This window comes from Kribbella sp. NPDC055071 (genome assembly GCF_053608045.1).
Map to the genome: position 1 here is coordinate 270,190 of NZ_JBSGUS010000008.1, position 16,147 is coordinate 286,336.

Here is a 16,147-nt window from a genome sequence, read left to right on the forward strand (position 1 = left end):
AACACCCCCGAGTGACAATGAGGTACGTGAGCTCAGGGGGCGACAGCTACGGCGAGCAGGTGGTCAGCGCGATCGAGCGCGCCTGCGAGAGCGACCCCCGGGTCGCGGTGCGACTGGTCGCGGAATCCTCGAGCTACTGGTGGTCGCGCGGCCTGCAGGACGAGGCCGCGGCCGCTGCGGAGCGAGTGCTCAGCATGCTCGGCCGCAGCGTGCCTGCCGGGATGGACGAGGAGTACCTGCTCGCGGTGCTGCACGGAGCGGCTTCCGCCGAGCAGGAACAGCTGGAGCTTGCCCAGCAGATCGTACTGACCACCACGGGCCCGTTCCGGTACTCCGTGACAGTGCTGCTGTGGTCGCTGGTGTTCGGGCCGTTCGAGTCCGCCGCGACGGTCGAACAGGTCCTGGAGCGGAACGAGCGTGGTGACGCCTGGACCCGGGCTGCAGTCGCACTGTGTCGCGGCTACCCCGGTCTGACGTCGGCTACTCCCGGTGATGCCGCTCAGGCGTTGCGTACGGCGCTGGGACGCTTCCGGATGCTTGACGACCGGTGGGGGATGTTCCTGGCGCTGACAGCTCTCAGAGACATCGTCGACGACCCTGTCGACGTCATCAGCGAGGCCCTGGAGCTCGCCGAGAAGCTTCGGGCCGACGACGAGTCCGGACTGCTCTTCTGCCAGCGCGGCGAGCTCTACCGCCGCCGGGGCGACCTGGATGCGGCCGGCGAGGACTTCAGCTGGGCGCTGGCGCTGGCTGAGCACGCGGACCTGGCGGAGACAGCTGCCGCCGCGCACATCGGCCTGGCCCGGGTTGCCCGGTGCAGCGGCGACCTCCTGAGCGCCAGGGAGCACCTGGCCAACGTGCTGTCGAAGGACTCGGACGAGCTCGAAGACGCCCGGTACGAGGCGCTACACGAACTGAACCTCCTGATCAGCTCCGAAGCCTCCGCCTGACGTTCATGACCGTTGTGGTCGCGCACACATCGCGGGAGTTGCACCTGGCTGGTTAGAGTCGGGAGCGAACCGGCCCCTGACTGCAACGGAGCAGCTGATGGACAAGACGTACGAGTCGCCGCAGGCCGCGGTCGACGACATCGGCGACGGCGCGAGCCTCGCGGTCGGCGGCTTCGGGCTGTGTGGCAATCCGATGGCGCTGATCAGCGCCCTGCACGACAAGGGGGTGACCGGGCTCAGCGTGGTGTCGAACAACTGCGGCGTCGACGACTGGGGTCTCGGGATCCTGCTCGCGGACAAACGGATCGCCAAGATGACTTCGTCGTACGTCGGGGAGAACAAGGAGTTCGCCCGGCAGTTCCTGTCCGGCGAGCTGGAGGTCGAGCTGACCCCGCAGGGCACGCTGGCCGAGAAGCTGCGGGCCGGCGGCTGCGGGATCGCGGCGTTCTACACGCTGGCCGGGGTCGGCACGCAGGTCGCCGAGGGCGGGCTGCCGCAGCTGTACAACGCCGACGGCTCGGTCGCGAAGGCCTCGGAGCCGAAGGAGACCCGGGAGATCAACGGGACCACGTACGTGCTGGAGGAGTCCATCGTCACCGACTTCGGTCTGGTGCACGCGCTCAAGGGCGACACCCAGGGCAACCTGGTCTTCGACCGGAGCGCCCGCAACTTCAACCCGCTGGCCGCGATGGCCGGCCGGGTCACGATCGCCACGGTCGAGGAGCTGGTCCAGCCTGGTGAGCTGGACCCGGACGAGATCCACCTGCCCGGCGTGTACGTCCAGCGAGTCGTTGCCGTAGGCAAGAACATCGAGAAGCGGATCGAAAAACGCACCGTGCAGAAGACATCTCCCACCCCACCACCCCAGTCAGAGCCGAAGGGGGCCTGAGAAACTATGCCACTCACCCGTGAGCAAATGGCTGCCCGCGCGGCCGCCGAGCTGACCGACGGCGAGTACGTGAACCTCGGCATCGGCCTACCGACCCTGGTCCCGAACTACATCCCCGACGGCGTCACCGTCGTCCTGCAGAGCGAGAACGGGATCCTCGGCGTCGGCCCGTACCCGATCGAGGGCGAAGAAGACCCGGATCTGATCAACGCCGGCAAGGAGACCGTCACGACGTTGCCGGGGGCATCGTTCTTCGACTCCGCGCTGTCGTTCGGGATGATCCGCGGCGGCGCGATCGACGCCGCCATCCTGGGGGCCATGCAGGTCTCGGCCAAGGGCGACCTGTCGAACTGGATGATCCCCGGCAAGATGGTCAAGGGGATGGGCGGCGCGATGGACCTGGTGCACGGCGCCAAGAAGGTGATCGTGCTGATGGAGCATGTCGCCAAGGACGGCTCGCACAAGATCCTCGAGGAGTGCGACCTGCCGTACACGGGCCGGGGCGTGGTGAACCGGATCATCACCGACCTCGCCGTCCTGGACGTCACCGCGGACGGGCTCAAGCTGGTCGAGCTCGCCGACGGCGTGACCTTCGACGACCTGCAGGCCAAGACCGGCGCCCCCATCGCGCAGTAAGGTCCGCGGTATGCGGACCGTCAGCCCTGTGCTGGCCGGGCGTTCCGAGGAGCTCGCCCGGCTACGGTCCGCGTACGACGAAACCCTCGGCGGCCGCGCGGTCACGGTCTTGCTGTCGGGTGAGGCCGGAATCGGCAAGACCCGGCTGCTGGCGGAGTTCAGCACGGGCCTGCCGGCCGAGACCGTCGTACTGACCGGTGGATGTCTCGAGACCGGTGGCGCGAGTGCGGCGTTCGTACCGTTCATTGCCATTGGCAAGCAGTTGGCGCGGCGGCTGGGCGGGCCCGAGCTGTTCGGGGCGTACGACGGGGACGAGGCGCGGGGCCGTTTGTTCGGGGAGATCCTGAGCGTCTTCGAACGGATCGCGGCGGCTCGCCCGATCGTGCTGGTGATCGAGGACCTGCACTGGGCCGACCCGGCCACGCGCGAACTGTTCGTCTACCTGGCCCGCAACCTGGAGACCGGCTCGGTGCTCGTGATCGGCACGGTCCGGACCGGCGAGGTCGACGTCCAGCACCCGATGAATCGCCTGCTGGCCGAGCTCGGTCGCCGGAACGAGGTGGTCTCGCTCGACCTCGGCCCGCTCGACCAGCGAGCGGTCAGCCGGCAACTCGCCGCGATCACCGGCCGGCAGAACTCGACGGTCGCCCAGCAGATCCATGCGCGCAGTGGCGGCAATCCGCTCTTCGTCGAGGCGCTCGCGCAGACCGGCGACTCCGGCGCCACGAACCTGCGCACGCTCCTCCTCAGCCGGATCGCGCGGCTGCCAGAGGACTCTCGTCGGCTGCTCTCCGCTGCGTCCGTTTCGAGCGCACCGGTTGGAGACAAGCTTCTGGCCGCCGTACATCCCTACACGACGGACGCGTTGAGGCTGCTCGTCGATCGCGACCAGCTGGTGGTGACCGAAGACGGTTACGCCTTCCGGCACGCGCTGATTCGGGAGGCCGTGTACGACGACTTGCTGCCCGGCGAGCGCGCCACCTTGCACGCCACCTTCGCCCGCGCGTTGGCCGAACAGCCGAGCCTGTCCACGCACGCCCGGCCGGCCGCTGAGCTGGCCGATCACTGGTGGGCGGCCGACGTACCGTCCGAGGCACTGCGGACCGCGTACGCGGCGGCTCGGGAGGCGCGGGCGCAGCTCGGGTACGCCGAAGAGGTCCGGCTGCTGACTCGAGTCCTGCGGCTATGGGATCGGGTCGCGGATCCGATCGGCGTGGACCGGGTGACTGTGCTGGAGCAGGTTGCGGCGTGTGCACGGCTGGCGGCGGAGTCGGAGATCGGCATCGAGGCCTGCACCGAGGCATTGGCCCTGCTCGATCCGGCGGTCGAGCCCGACCGCGTCGCGCGGCTGCTCGAACGGCGTACCCGGCTGAAGATCCAGACCGATCTCAGCGGCCTGGACGACCTCCACCGCGCCCTGGAGCTCGCGACCGAACCAGCCACTCGCGCGCGCATCCTCTGCACGACTGCGAGCACCCTCGCGCTGACCTACCGCCAGGACGAAGCACGGCCGATCGCCATCGAGGCCGCCGAACTGGCCGCGGCGGTGGGCGACGACTCTGTTCGCGCGATGGCGCTCGCCGTTCGCGGGCTGCTCGAGAGTGACGCGCCGAACGGCGATCTGGCGCTGGCGCGCGAGGTCTTGCCGGCCGCCCGCGAGCTCGCCATCCGCTGCGGCGACCACTACACCGCGCTCACCGCCGCGCTGTGGGAGCTCCGGGTCGCGTGGAGCGACGCCGCGTTCACGTCGGCCGCCCAGGTGGCGATGGGAGCCCTGCGCACCGCCGAGCAGGCCGGGATGCGTCGTTCTCGCGGCGCGATCCTGACCAGCGCCGCGTGCGGGCTGCTGGTCGTACTCGGACGCTGGGACGAGGCCTTGGAGCTGGCCGAGGACCAGCACGATGCCGGGTTGCCGCCGGTGTACGACGCGTACCTGCGCATCCATCGTGCCTACATCCGCCTCGGCCGTGGCGAGCTCGACGCGCTCGCCGCCGATGTCGATCGGATCGGCGAGCTGATCAGTCCCGAGCTCGAAGGGTTGCTCCGGACGGGCTGGCTGCAGCTCGCCATGGGGCTGGCCACCGCGCGGGCCGAGTACGCCGAGGCCGATCGGCTGCTCGGCGAATTCATTGCGCTAAGCATCGATCAGCCCGCGCACCTGGACGTGGTGGTGGACGGAGAGCGGATGTTGCAGGCCTGGCGGGCGGCGCATCCCCGCGACCAGCGCGTGCTGACACAAGTGACCCGGCGACGGGCGGAGCTCGCACAGCTGGCCCCCAAGCCTGTCGCCTTCAACGACGGCTACCGGATGGTTCTCGCCGCGGAGCTCGGGCCGTCCAAGCTCGCCGACTGGGACGCGATCGCCGATCACTGGCGCCGGATCGGCGCACGGTGGGAGCTGGCCAAGACCCTGACCAAGGCTGCCGAGGTTGCGCTCGCCGACAGTAATCGTGGCGGTGCCCGCCTGCGGCTGCGCGAGGCGATCGAGCTGGCTACGGACATCGGGCTGCCGCCGCTGCTCGATCAGCTCACCGCACTCGCCCAGCGGGCGCGGTTGGCGGACGAGCCGGCGCCGCGGGCGCTGCCGTTCGGACTCACCCGGCGTGAGTTCGAGGTGCTGCGCGTCGTCGCGCAAGGACGGTCGAACCGGGAGATCGGAGCCGAGCTGTTCATCTCGCCGCGCACGGTTGGCATCCACCTGTCCCGCCTGCTGACCAAGCTCGGCGCCGCGTCCCGGACCGAGGCAGCAGCGGTCGCACTGCGGGACGGCCTGCTGGACCGGACCGACAGATAGGGCATTCGGCAGATGTGACGGACAGGCCTCCACGGCGACGCTCGAACTCCAGTGAATTCGAGGTCGAGGAGGCCGGATCGTGGACTACGCCGAGCGGATACGACGCCGGCCGCGGGTGCCGATGCGTGGGTGGTCGGCCACCGACGGGCCGTACGCGGAGTCGAAGGAGTACTGCCTGAGCACCGCGAGTAGGCCGGTCGACGAGGACGTCTCGGTGACCGAGATTGTTTCTGACATACACCTGTCTTAGCCGCCGAAAGTCGGGTATACGGGACGGGTGGAGCTGGATGTGCTGGTTGTGGGTGGAGTGGGGATCGACACGATCGTGCGGGTGCCGAGTCTGCCGTTGGTGGACCTGGAGACGATCAGGGTCGTCGACCCGATCGCGTCGTACCTCGGTCACACGGGTCATGGCGTGACACTCGGCTGCCACCTGCTCGGACTGCAGGCGGCCCTGGTCGACGTGATCGGCGACGACCCCGAGGGCGCCCGCATCCGCCGTACGTACGACGAACTCCGGCTGCCGCTCCACGTGGTGCTCCATCCGAGCGGGACCCGCCGATCGGTCAACCTGGTCGCGCCGGACGGACAACGCCTCTCCCTGTACGACGCACGCCACCCGGCCGGACTGCGCGTCGACCCGGATCTCTGGCGGACGAACGTCGTCCGCGCACGGCATGTCCATGTGTCGATCATGGACTTCGCGCGGTACGCACTGAGTGACGCGATCGCGGCCGGATGCACGGTCTCGACCGACCTGCACGACTGGGACGGCCGCAACGACTACCACAAGGACTTCGCGACCTCGGCCGACATCGTGTTCGTCTCGACCCACTCGCTGCCACCCGACGCGGTCGACTGGATCTTCGCCAACGGCCGAGCCGAAGTCGTTGTCGCGATGGCCGGCGGGGACGGGAGCTACCTGCACGTCCGCGACGAGCCCACTCGGCACCTCCGGGCGATCCACTTCCCCGATCGCCCGGTCGTCGACACCAACGGCGCCGGCGACGCGTACGTGGCCGCGTTCCTGGCACGCTTCCTCGACGGAGTCTCCTGGTACGACGCCGCCCGGGCCGGCTCCATCGCCGGCGGCTGGGCCTGCGGCTCCCCCGGCACCCACACCGACCTGATCACGGCCGAAGAGCTGGCCCTGCGGTCCCGATAGCTCAGCCGCGCGTCATCGGCGGGTGGAGGGTGGTCGCGGTGCCGCGCTGGAAGAGCTGCGCCGGACGGCCGCCGTCCCTGGTCGTGGTGGTGCCCACCGGTTCGACGAAGTTCGCGGTCTTGGTGACCTTGCGGTGGAAGTTGCGCGGGTCCAGCGGGGTACCCCAGACGGCTTCGTAGATCCCGCGCAGCTCGGAGATCGTGAACTCGGGTGGGCAGAAGGCTGTGGCGAGTGGCGAGTATTCGAGCTTGGCCCGGGCTCGCTCGACCGCGTCCGTGAGGATGCGGTGGTGGTCGAAGGCCAGGCGGCGCGGATCGTCCAGTACCTCGGCGGTATCGGCCCAACTCGCGGACGCGGCATCGGATCCGGCGACGGGCGCGGGCAGATCCGGGACCAGGGCCAGGTAGGCGACGCTGACGACCCGACCACGAGGATCGCGGTCGGGAGCGCCGTACGTCGCGACCTGCTCGAGATGGATGTGGTCCGACGAGAGACCGGTCTCCTCCGCGAGCTCGCGACGGGCGGTCGACTCGAGGTCCTCGGCCGGCCGGACGAACCCACCCGGTAGCGCCCAGCGACCCCGGTACGGCGCGATCCCGCGGCGGATCAGCAGCACCTGCAGCCGGCCGTCGCGGACGGTCAGGATGACCAGGTCGGTGGCCAGGCCGAGCGGCTCGAAGTCCATAGCGAGCGATCTTAATCGTCATCTTGACGAGAAGTCACCCCGACCCTTATCGTCATAGTGACGACAAGGAGAACGACGAGATGGCAGACATCACCCGGTTCCGCTTCATCAGCCACCTGCGGGCCAACCCGACCACCCACGTCCGGCACCTGCGCAACGGCAAGGTCGCGCACGACGGCGCCGGCCAGGCGTTCTGGTTCCGCGCGCTGAATTCGTCGCTGAGCGAGATCCCGATCGACGACCGCGAGCAGCCGCTGCTGTTCCACGGCCGCACGCAGGACTTCCAGGACGTGGCCGTGCAGGCGACCGTGACGTACCGCGTGACCGATCCGGCGCTGGCCTCGAGCCGGCTCGATTTCGGGATCGACCCGGACACCGGGCTCTGGCGGGCCACTCCGCTCGAGCAGCTCGGTGGCCTGCTGACCGAGCTGGCTCAGCAGACGGCGTTGGACCTGCTGGCCCGGATGACCCTGACCGAAGCTCTGTCCGAGGGCATGACCGCGCTACGACAAGCGGTCGGGACCGGGTTGCGCGAAGATCAGCGACTCACCGGCCTGGGGATCGGTGTCGAGGACGTCCGCGTGGTCGCCGTACGGGCCGAGCGCGATGTCGAGAAGGCGCTGCAGACTCCCACGCGAGAGATGGTGCAGCAGGCCGCGGACAAGGCGACGTACGAGCGTCGTGCCATGGCGGTCGAGCGGGAGCGGTCGATCGCGGAGAACGAGCTGCAGAACCAGATCGAGCTGGCCCGGCGCGAGGAGCAACTGGTCAACCAACGCGGTCAGAACGAGCGGATGCGCGCGACCGAAGCGGCTGCGGCCGGGCAGATCGAGACCGCGGCAGCAGCAAGCCGGCAGCGGGCGCTGAGTGAGGCGGAGGCCGACGCCAAGCGGGTCATCGGTGCCGCGGCGGCCGCCGCGGAGAAGGCGATGCTGGATGCGTACGCCGAGCTGGACCAGGCGACCATCCTGGCCATGGCGATCAAGGAAGGTGCGTTGCCGGAGATCGGCACGCTCAACCTGACGCCCGACCTCATCACTCCGCTGCTCGCCAAGCTGACCGCATGAGCCTCCCACCCAGGGCGGTGGTCGTGCACCGGGCGACCGAGCTCACCGAGCTGGTCGCCCGGCACGGGACCCGGCAGCAGGCCGGCTTCTTCCTGGCCGGCCGCGGCCGGGACCTGGCCGAGCTCGACGCGCGCCACCAAGCCCAACAGGAGGCGCTCGCCACCGTGTCGGCGGCGATCCCGCTGGACTGGCGGCGAGCCGTTGCCGAGCGCAACGATCTCGACCGGTTCGGGTTCGGGCCGGAGGATGTGGTGATCGCGGTCGGGCAAGACGGGCTGGTCGCGAACGTGGCGAAGTACCTCGACGGCCAGCCGGTGATCGGGATCAACCCCGAGCGGGCCCGCAATCCCGGCGTACTCGTGCCGCACGAACCGGCCGCGATCGGCGACCTGCTCGTCAGCCACAGCGTGGTCGCCCGCACGATGGTTGCCGCGAGCACCGATGACGGCCAACAACTGATCGCCCTGAACGAGGTGTACGTCGGCCACCACTCGCATCAGTCGGCCCGCTACCGACTGAGCTCGCCGGACGGATCACCCGAGCGGCAGTCCTCGTCGGGAATCCTCGTTGGCACGGGCACCGGGTCGACCGGCTGGTGCCGGTCGGCCTGGCAGGAACGGCGCAGCCCGCTGGCCCTGCCGACTCCGACCGATCCCGCCCTGTGCTGGTTCGTTCGCGAGGCCTGGCCGTCGCCCGCAACCGGCACCGACAACACCGAGGGATTGCTCAAAGCCCCGGATACGTTGACGATCACAGCCGAGTCCGAGCTCGTCGTGTTCGGCGACGGCATGGAGTCCGACACCCTCGCCATCAGCTGGGGCCAACGAGTGGAAATCGGCGTGGCACCGGTAAAGCTTCACCTGGTCGTCTGAGCTACAGCTCGCTGTACGCAGCGACCAGGGTTGCTGAATCCTTTTCCCAGTTGAGGTCTGCGGCTGCTGCCCGCACACCATCGGTGTAGGTGGGGTAGCTCTCGATCAACGCGCGAACGGCGGCAGTGAGCGACGAGACGTTGCCGGGCTCGTAGAGCGTCCCGAGCTTGTACTGCGTCACGACCGCCCGCAGCTCCGGGAGATCGGCGGCAACCACGGGCACACCGGCGCGGACCGCGTGGAACACCTTGTTGGGCAAGGCCAATCGATGGTTCTCGCAGGTATTGGTGAGCGTGACCAGCGAGATGCCGTACGAGCGCAGGGTGTCGTCGACCTCGTCGATCGAGCGTTCGGCAGCCCGCTCGACCGGGCCCAGATCCAAGCGATAGTTGGGATCCACCGATCCCATCAGCACCGTCGGGAACGGCGCCAGCTGGCGCGCGGCCCCGACCACGGTCGCCAGATCCCGGCCGGCGCCCACGCGACCGGCGTACAAAAGGCCCTCGGGACGATCCGGTGCCGGCGGTACGTCGTACGCCCGCGGGAACGTGTTGCGTACGACGCGGACGTCGGGCAAACCGCGGGACCGCAGCCGGGCCGCGATTCCCTCCGACACGGTGATGACGAAGCGCGCCTTCGAGGCAAGGGAAACCTCGAACCGCCGACCCCGCGCCCGCCACAGCGGTGTCGGCCGCCCCGGCAGCGCACGGTCGAACCAGAGCTCGTGGGTGTCGTAAACCAGGGCAGCCGACCACTTCTCGGCGTACTCGGCGGCGAGCTCCAACGTGTTGAAGTCATGCGCATGCACAACATCCACGGGCCCGGACGCCGCTACTCGGGGAGCTGCCGCCAGACGCCACTGCCTCTCGGTCCGGTTCCGGTGCTCGGGCAGCAGCAGCCAGCGGCCGAACCGCTGAACGAGCACCTTCGGCCCACTCCGGCCGTGGCCGACCGCGAGGCCGCCACTACCGGACCGCAGGCCGGCCGATCGGGACACGGACTCGACGGTGATCCCCGGACCGATCTCGAATCCATCGGGAACATCGCGGCCGATCACCTGCAGTTCATGCCCGGCGGCGGCGAGCGCCCTCGCCTCTCGCAGGATGCGCGAGTCCCCGGCAATCGGAGACTGCGCGATCATCAGAATCCGCACTAGTGATCCACCTTGAGTTTCTGTCCGGAGAGTTCGCCGTACAGAGCACGGAGCTTGTCGGCCTGCCCCGACCACGAGACTTCCTGCTGGTAGCCGGGGTCGGCCACCCGCTCACGGTAGGAGTCGAGGTCGCCGAGGACCGTGCGGACCTTGGCGGCCAGGTCCTTCGCGTCCGCCGCGACGAAGACGGCGCCGATCTGGGTCTGGTCGACGAACTCCTTCATGCTCGGCATGTCGCTGACGACGACCGGCAGTCCGGCGAAGGCGTACTCGAACAGCTTGTTCGGCAGGGCCATCTCGTGGCTCGGGTAGCGCAGGATCGGGATCAGCCCGATGTCAGCGGTCCGCAGGAACGCGACCACCTCGTCCGGCTTCACCGGGTTCACACAGTGGACCCGGTCCTGCACCTTGAGCGCCACGGCCAGGGACTGCAGTTGGCGTACGGCGTCGGTGTCGACATTGGGCACGCAGACCACGGCCAGATGCACGTCCGGCAGGTCGACCAAAGCCTGTACGGCGGTCTCGACGCCGCGCGCCTTGGTCACGCCACCGCTGTAGACGAGCAGCTGGGTCTGGGACGGCAGCCCGAGCTGGCTACGGAGATCGGTCACCTCGGCTGACACATCCGCCGGATTAGGCGTGTTCATCACCACGACGGGCTCGTGATCCAGGTTGTGCTCGCGGCGCAGGCGATGCGCGATGGCCGGGCTGACCGTGATCACCCGGTCGGCCTTACCGATGTACTCGGCCTCGAGGTTGGCCCACGCGGCGATGGAACGCCGGGTCCGAGCGCCGTACCGGGACAGACCGGCAACGTACTCGTGGGCGTCGTACACGACCTTGAGGTTGCGGCCACGCTGCTTCGCGCGCTCGGCGGCACGCACAGCGACGCCGATCACGTGCATGTCGTGCGCGTGCACGACATCGGGCTCGAGCTCGTCGATCACGTCGAGGAACCCGGCCTCCAGGTCCAACGCCTCGGGGTGGAGCTTGCGCCACGGCGCGGGCCAGCCGAGCCGGTGATGCACTCCGTCGTACGCATGCCAGGCGAACTTGAACGGCACGTCGACCTTGCGTCCCAGCACCGGCGGCCGCCAGTTCCGATGGGCTGCGCGCTTGCGTTTGCGCTCTTCGAGTCGGGCGTACGGCACCACGACCCGGACGATCTGCGCGCCGTCGAGCATCTCCTTCGACGGCTCGCCGTCGGCCGAGACGCCGAGCACCGTGACCTCTGCCCCGGCCTCGGCCAGTGCCGCGGCCTCTTTGCGGACCCTGCTGTCGTTGGTGACGTCGTTCGCGACCATCATCACGACCCGAAGGCCGGCAGTTGTCACTGGCGGACCGACCTTCCGATCACGATCCGGCGGACGCCCGCCCAGCGAGCGGCGTCGGTGCGGTCACGACCGTCGACCAGCACCTTCAGACCCGGCAGGTCGGCCGGGCTGAGCTGCGCGTAGTCCGCGTGGTCGGTCTGCAGGACGGCCGCGTCCACCGGCGTACCGAGCGCGTACGGCGTGAAGCCGAGCTGCTCGAGCTCCGCATCGGTGTACAGCGGGTCGTGCACGGACACCTCCGCGCCACGGGCCTTCAGGGCCTCGACGGCCGGGAAGACGCCGGAGAACGCGGTCTCCTTGACGCCACCACGGTAGGCCGCACCGAGCACGACCACCTTGGCGCCGGTCAGATCGCCGTACGCGCCCTCGAGCAGGCCGATGGTGTACTCCGGCATGCCCAGGTTCGCCTCGCGGGCGGCCCGGACCACGGTGGCGTTGGGGTCGGTGTACAGGTACAGCCGCGGGTAGACCGGGATGCAGTGACCGCCGACCGCGATGCCTGGCCGGTGGATGTGGCTGTAGGGCTGCGAGTTCGACGCTTCGATCACCTGGTGGACGTCGATGCCGTTCTCGCCGGCGAACCGGGCGAACTGGTTGGCCAACCCGATGTTGACGTCGCGGTAGGTGGTCTCGGCCAGCTTCGCCAGCTCGGCCGCCTCGGCCGAACCGAGATCCCAGACGCCATTGCCGCGGGGCAGGTCCGGACGGTCGTCGAAGTCGAGCACGGCCTCGTAGAACGCCGTCGCCCGCTTGGCGCCCTCGTCGGACAGGCCACCGACCAGCTTCGGGTACTTGCGCAGGTCCGCGAAGACGCGACCCGTCAGCACTCGCTCCGGGGAGAAGACCACGTGGAAGTCCTCGCCCTCGGTCAGGCCGGAAACCTCCTCGATCAACGGCTTCCACCGGTTCCGCGTCGTACCGACCGGGAGGGTGGTCTCGTAGCTGACCAGGGTCCCGGGGCTGAGGTGCTCGGCCAGCGAACGCGTCGCGCTCTCCATCCAGCCGAACTCCGGCTCGCCGGTCTGCTCGTCGACGAACAGTGGCACGACCACCACGACGGCATCGCTGCCGGGGATCGCGTCCGCGTAGTCCGTGGTCGCCCGCAGGCGGCCGTCGGCCACGGTCTCGGCGAGCAGCTCGGCCAGGTGCGCCTCGCCCCAGAACGGCTCCTGCCCCGCGTTCACCTTCTCCACCGTCGTCGGGTTGACGTCGACACCGACGACCTGATGACCCTTGGAGGCGAACTGGACCGCCAACGGCAGGCCGATCTTGCCTAAGGCAACAACAGTGACACGCACAGGAACTCCACTAGGTAATGATTCTTCATCGGGGGCCTCGCAACTTCCGTTCCAGGGGGTACTCCACGAACTTGTAGAGCAGCCACGAGGCGAAGATCGAGATGACCAGGACTCCGGCGTACCAGGTCAGGTTGGCCCAGCCGATCGGGCCGGCCACGCCGTGCTGCTCCTTGATCGCGTACAGGATCGTTGCGTGGATCAAGTAGAAGGCGTAGGACCACTGGCCGAGGGCAACCATCGGCTTGCTCCGGAGCAAGGACCGGCCGCCGCGCATGTCCCGTGCCGCGACGGCGAAGATCAGGAAGCCGTACAGGAGGGTGAGAATCTCCTTCTGGCACAGGCTCATCGTGATCGCGAACGGGAACTTGGCCGGGTGGGCACCGGAGTACCAGAGAATGAACAGACCGCCACCGGTGACCAGGAAGGCGAACCACACCGGAATCCGCGGCTTCCACCCGGTCCGCAGCGCGATCGCCAGGCCGATCCCGAACAGGAACGCGACCGAATGCAGGATCGGCTGCGGCAGGATCGGTACGACGTCCTTCCAATGGAACAACGCCAACCGGTACGCGCCACCGATCACGAGCACCGATACACACAGGATCAGGCCGCCGGTCACCTTCAGCTTGGCCGTGGCCCGCTGCACGAACGGGAAGTACGCGTAGAAGAACGCCTCGACCGACAACGTCCACGATGCCGGGTTACCGCCGTACAGGATGGCCGAGTTGTTCGACCAGCCGTGCAGCAGGAACAGCGACAGCACGAAGACCGTCATCGAGACCGGCTTGATCCACCACATCCCCTGCGGCGGATCGAACCGGTAGAAGACCGGAATCGCCGCGACCAGCGCGATCACATGGGCCGGCCAGATCCGGGCGAACCGGCGGCGGTAGAACGTGCGGATCCTGGTGCCCGGCCGGGCCGACCACGTCAGCACGAAGCCGGACAGCACGAAGAAGAACGTGACGCCCGACGTGCCCCACTTCAGGAAGTCGAAGATCGGCAGCGGCGCCAGGTTGGTCATGTGATGGCAGAACACGAAGAACGCCGCCCACCAGCGCAGACCGGTGAGCGATTCCACCCGCGGCAGTCGCTTGGCAGGCTCCGCCGCCGGCTGCCCGGACTCACCCGGGAGGGCGCCGACCGGAGCTCCCGGAAGCGCCGAGTCCGTGGGCATGATCGCCGAAGCCGCCGACCCCTCCGGGGCGGGCGGCCGGCTCTGCTCTTCGGCAGCTTTGGTCACGTAGCTACTCCGTGAGGGCTGTGACGACTCGTCCAGCGGCGTGCCCGTCCCCGTAGGGCATCGAGCGTTCCGCTGTCGGCGCCGGGCGGGCGGCCAGCTCGGGCAGTTTGCTCATGTCGGAGGTGAGGACGTTCCAGCCGTCCTCCAGTGTCTCGACCCACTCGGTCTCGGTGCGCAGCGTGGTGCAGACAGTGCCGAGCAGGAAAGCTTCCTTCTGCAGGCCGCCGGAGTCGGTGACCACACCGGACGAGCCGAGCACGGCCGCGACCATCTCGGGGTATGCCAGCGGCTCCCGGACATGCAGCGAACCGTCCGGACGCTCCAGCTTGATCCCGTGCTCGGCGCACTTGGCGACCAGGCGCGGGTGAGCCAGCAGCACCACCGGTACGCCGGCACCGGCCAGACCGTCGACGATCGCGGCCAACTGGGCCGGGTCGTCGGTGTTCTCGGCGCGGTGGATGGTTGCGACGACGTACTCGCCCTTGCTGAACGGCAGGTCCAGCGGCTTGTCCTTGACGGCGTCGCGGACCCGGAAGCACACGTCGGTCATGACGTCGCCGACCAACCGGGCCTTGTCCGTCAGGCCCTCGTTGGCCAGGTGATCCATCGCCACCTGGGTCGGGACCAGCAGGAGGTCGGCCGCGTGGTCGGTGAGGACCCGGTTGTGCTCCTCCGGCATCCGCCGGTTGAACGATCGAAGTCCAGCCTCGAGGTGTGCCACCGGCAGGTGCATCTTCACCGCCGACAGCGTCCCGGCCAGCGTCGAGTTGGTGTCGCCGTACACGAGCACCCAGTCCGGCTGGTGCTCGTCCAGTACGGCGTCCATCGCGGCCAGCATCGCACCGGTCTGGACGCCGTGACTGCCCGACCCGACGCCCAGGTGGACGTCGGGCGCGGGGATGCGCAGGTCCGCGAAGAACACGTCAGACATGTTCTTGTCGTAGTGCTGTCCGGTGTGCACGATCACGTGCTGGTGATCGGTCGCGGCGAACGCCTCCGCGACCGGTGCCAGCTTCACGAACTGTGGCCGTGCCCCGACAACACTCAGGACCTTCATGACTGGGTGGACTCCCCGGCGATCTTGACGGTGCGGTCCTCGGCGGCGGACTGGATGACGGCCTCGGCCACCTTGACGGTGTTCAGACCCTGCTCCAGCGTGACGATGTCGGCGTCCTTACCCAGGACGGCGTCGCGGAAGGCCTCGTGCTCGGTCCGCAGCGGCTCGGGCTTGCTGATGGCGTACCGGATCATGTCACCCTCGCTGACGCCACGGAAGTGTGCGACGTCGTCCCACGCGGTGGCGACCGTGCCGTTGGCGTGGAAGGTGAGGTCGGCCAGCAGGGTGTCGGCGATGAACGCGCCGCGCTCACCAGTGACGACGGTCAGCCGCTCCTTCATCGGGGACAGCCAGTTGACCAGGTGGCTGGTCACGGTGTCGTTGGCCAGCCGGCCGGTCACCGCGATCAGGTCCTCGTACTGACGGCCGCTCTTGTGCGCGCTCTGCGCGGCCACCGCGACGAACGGCGACTGCGTCACCCACGCGGTCAGGTCGATGTCGTGCGTGGCCAGGTCGAGCACCACGCCGACGTCGGCGATCCGGGCCGGGAACGGACCCTGCCGACGGGTGGTGATCTGGTAGATGTCGCCCAGCTCGCCGGCCTCGAGACGGGCCCGCAGCGCCTGCAGCGCCGGGTTGTACCGCTCGATGTGACCGACGGCGCCGACCAGGCCGGCCGCCTCGAACGCCTTCGCGATCTCGGTCGCCTCGGCCGACGAACCGGCCAGCGGCTTCTCGATCATCGCGTGCACGCCGGCCTCGGCCAGCGCCTTGGCGATCTCGGCGTGGTACTGGGTCGGGACCGCGACCATGCAGTAGTCGAGGTTCTCGCCGATCAGCTGCTCGATGCTCTCGTGCACCGGCCGACCGCCGGCCACACCGAACTTGTCACCGCCCGGGTCGGCGACCGCGACCAGGTCGACCCCGTCGAGGGAGCCGAGAACGCGGGCGTGGTGCCGCCCCATCATGCCCAGGCCGATCAGGCCGGCGCGCAGGTTCGCCAT

15 protein-coding genes are annotated in these 16,147 nt (G+C 69.1%); 7 read left to right on the forward strand and 8 right to left on the reverse strand.

The annotated features are described in order from the left end of the window. Positions 1–26 precede the first annotated feature (26 nt). The 4 genes from ACWF4Z_RS16265 to ACWF4Z_RS16280 all read left to right on the forward strand — a co-directional run bounded on the left by ACWF4Z_RS16265 (position 27) and on the right by ACWF4Z_RS16280 (position 5,269). Complete coding sequence (locus ACWF4Z_RS16265; RefSeq protein ID WP_452243837.1) at positions 27–950, forward strand: hypothetical protein; 924 nt, start codon at positions 27–29, stop codon at positions 948–950. A 97-nt stretch (positions 951–1,047) separates the two neighbouring features. After that, positions 1,048–1,839: a CoA transferase subunit A gene (locus ACWF4Z_RS16270; RefSeq protein WP_452243838.1), complete on the forward strand. Its 792-nt coding sequence runs from the start codon at positions 1,048–1,050 to the stop codon at positions 1,837–1,839. Positions 1,840–1,845: 6 nt separating this feature from the next. Further along, positions 1,846–2,475, forward strand: coding sequence for a CoA transferase subunit B (locus ACWF4Z_RS16275; RefSeq protein WP_452243839.1), 630 nt, complete (start codon positions 1,846–1,848; stop codon positions 2,473–2,475). Between the two features lie 10 nt (positions 2,476–2,485). Next, positions 2,486–5,269, forward strand: a complete 2,784-nt coding sequence (locus ACWF4Z_RS16280; RefSeq protein ID WP_452243840.1) for an ATP-binding protein — start codon at positions 2,486–2,488, stop codon at positions 5,267–5,269. 84 nt (positions 5,270–5,353) lie between these two features. Here the strand turns inward: ACWF4Z_RS16280 and ACWF4Z_RS16285 are convergent, their stop codons facing one another. After that, positions 5,354–5,506 carry a hypothetical protein gene (locus ACWF4Z_RS16285; protein ID WP_452243841.1) on the reverse strand — a complete coding sequence of 51 codons (153 nt, stop codon included), beginning with the start codon at positions 5,504–5,506 and terminating at the stop codon, positions 5,354–5,356. 40 nt (positions 5,507–5,546) lie between these two features. Here ACWF4Z_RS16285 and ACWF4Z_RS16290 point away from each other — a divergent pair, with 40 nt between their 5' ends. After that, positions 5,547–6,434, forward strand: coding sequence for a carbohydrate kinase family protein (locus ACWF4Z_RS16290; protein ID WP_452243842.1), 888 nt, complete (start codon positions 5,547–5,549; stop codon positions 6,432–6,434). Between the two features lies 1 nt (position 6,435). Here ACWF4Z_RS16290 and ACWF4Z_RS16295 read toward each other — a convergent pair whose 3' ends face one another. Next, complete coding sequence (locus ACWF4Z_RS16295; RefSeq protein ID WP_452243843.1) at positions 6,436–7,119, reverse strand: NUDIX hydrolase; 684 nt, start codon at positions 7,117–7,119, stop codon at positions 6,436–6,438. A gap of 80 nt (positions 7,120–7,199) precedes the next feature. On the opposite strand from ACWF4Z_RS16295, the gene ACWF4Z_RS16300 reads away from it, so the two are divergent. Together ACWF4Z_RS16300 and ACWF4Z_RS16305 are read left to right on the forward strand one after the other, a co-directional pair. Beyond that, the gene (locus ACWF4Z_RS16300; RefSeq protein WP_452243844.1) at positions 7,200–8,186 is read left to right on the forward strand and encodes an SPFH domain-containing protein; all 987 of its coding nucleotides are present in this window, start codon (positions 7,200–7,202) and stop codon (positions 8,184–8,186) included. Next, positions 8,183–9,058 (forward strand): hypothetical protein, encoded by an 876-nt coding sequence (locus ACWF4Z_RS16305; RefSeq protein ID WP_452243845.1) that lies wholly within the window; start codon positions 8,183–8,185, stop codon positions 9,056–9,058. The genes ACWF4Z_RS16300 and ACWF4Z_RS16305 overlap by 4 nt, the downstream gene beginning before the upstream one ends. A gap of 1 nt (position 9,059) precedes the next feature. Here the strand turns inward: ACWF4Z_RS16305 and ACWF4Z_RS16310 are convergent, their stop codons facing one another. The 6 genes from ACWF4Z_RS16310 to ACWF4Z_RS16335 are packed head-to-tail and all read right to left on the reverse strand — an operon-like array spanning position 9,060 to position 16,147. Next, positions 9,060–10,211, reverse strand: a complete 1,152-nt coding sequence (locus tag ACWF4Z_RS16310; protein ID WP_452243846.1) for a glycosyltransferase — start codon at positions 10,209–10,211, stop codon at positions 9,060–9,062. Beyond that, complete coding sequence (locus ACWF4Z_RS16315) at positions 10,211–11,545, reverse strand: glycosyltransferase family 4 protein (protein ID WP_452243847.1); 1,335 nt, start codon at positions 11,543–11,545, stop codon at positions 10,211–10,213. The genes ACWF4Z_RS16310 and ACWF4Z_RS16315 overlap by 1 nt, the downstream gene beginning before the upstream one ends. Continuing rightward, positions 11,542–12,843, reverse strand: coding sequence for a nucleotide sugar dehydrogenase (locus ACWF4Z_RS16320; protein WP_452243848.1), 1,302 nt, complete (start codon positions 12,841–12,843; stop codon positions 11,542–11,544). The genes ACWF4Z_RS16315 and ACWF4Z_RS16320 overlap by 4 nt, the downstream gene beginning before the upstream one ends. Positions 12,844–12,868: 25 nt before the next feature. Next, entirely contained in the window at positions 12,869–14,086 is a 1,218-nt protein-coding gene (locus ACWF4Z_RS16325) for an acyltransferase family protein (RefSeq protein ID WP_452243849.1), read from the reverse strand. Between the two features lie 4 nt (positions 14,087–14,090). After that, on the reverse strand, positions 14,091–15,143 hold the full coding sequence (gene wecB, locus ACWF4Z_RS16330) for a non-hydrolyzing UDP-N-acetylglucosamine 2-epimerase (protein ID WP_452243850.1): 1,053 nt from the start codon (positions 15,141–15,143) through the stop codon (positions 14,091–14,093). After that, on the reverse strand, positions 15,140–16,147 hold the full coding sequence (locus ACWF4Z_RS16335; RefSeq protein WP_452243851.1) for a Gfo/Idh/MocA family protein: 1,008 nt from the start codon (positions 16,145–16,147) through the stop codon (positions 15,140–15,142). The genes wecB and ACWF4Z_RS16335 overlap by 4 nt, the downstream gene beginning before the upstream one ends.

Bases quoted from the DNA above. Each gene is read 5' to 3' on its own strand.
- ACWF4Z_RS16280 (WP_452243840.1), top strand. From the start codon at position 2,486: ATGCGGACCGTCAGCCCTGTGCTGGCCGGGCGTTCCGAGGAGCTCGCC.
- ACWF4Z_RS16335 (WP_452243851.1), bottom strand. From the start codon at position 16,147: ATGGCGAACCTGCGCGCCGGCCTGATCGGCCTGGGCATGATGGGGCGG.
- ACWF4Z_RS16305 (WP_452243845.1), top strand. From the start codon at position 8,183: ATGAGCCTCCCACCCAGGGCGGTGGTCGTGCACCGGGCGACCGAGCTC.
- ACWF4Z_RS16275 (WP_452243839.1), top strand. From the start codon at position 1,846: ATGCCACTCACCCGTGAGCAAATGGCTGCCCGCGCGGCCGCCGAGCTG.
- wecB (WP_452243850.1), bottom strand. From the start codon at position 15,143: ATGAAGGTCCTGAGTGTTGTCGGGGCACGGCCACAGTTCGTGAAGCTG.
- ACWF4Z_RS16285 (WP_452243841.1), bottom strand. From the start codon at position 5,506: ATGTCAGAAACAATCTCGGTCACCGAGACGTCCTCGTCGACCGGCCTA.
- ACWF4Z_RS16270 (WP_452243838.1), top strand. From the start codon at position 1,048: ATGGACAAGACGTACGAGTCGCCGCAGGCCGCGGTCGACGACATCGGC.
- ACWF4Z_RS16295 (WP_452243843.1), bottom strand. From the start codon at position 7,119: ATGGACTTCGAGCCGCTCGGCCTGGCCACCGACCTGGTCATCCTGACC.
- ACWF4Z_RS16300 (WP_452243844.1), top strand. From the start codon at position 7,200: ATGGCAGACATCACCCGGTTCCGCTTCATCAGCCACCTGCGGGCCAAC.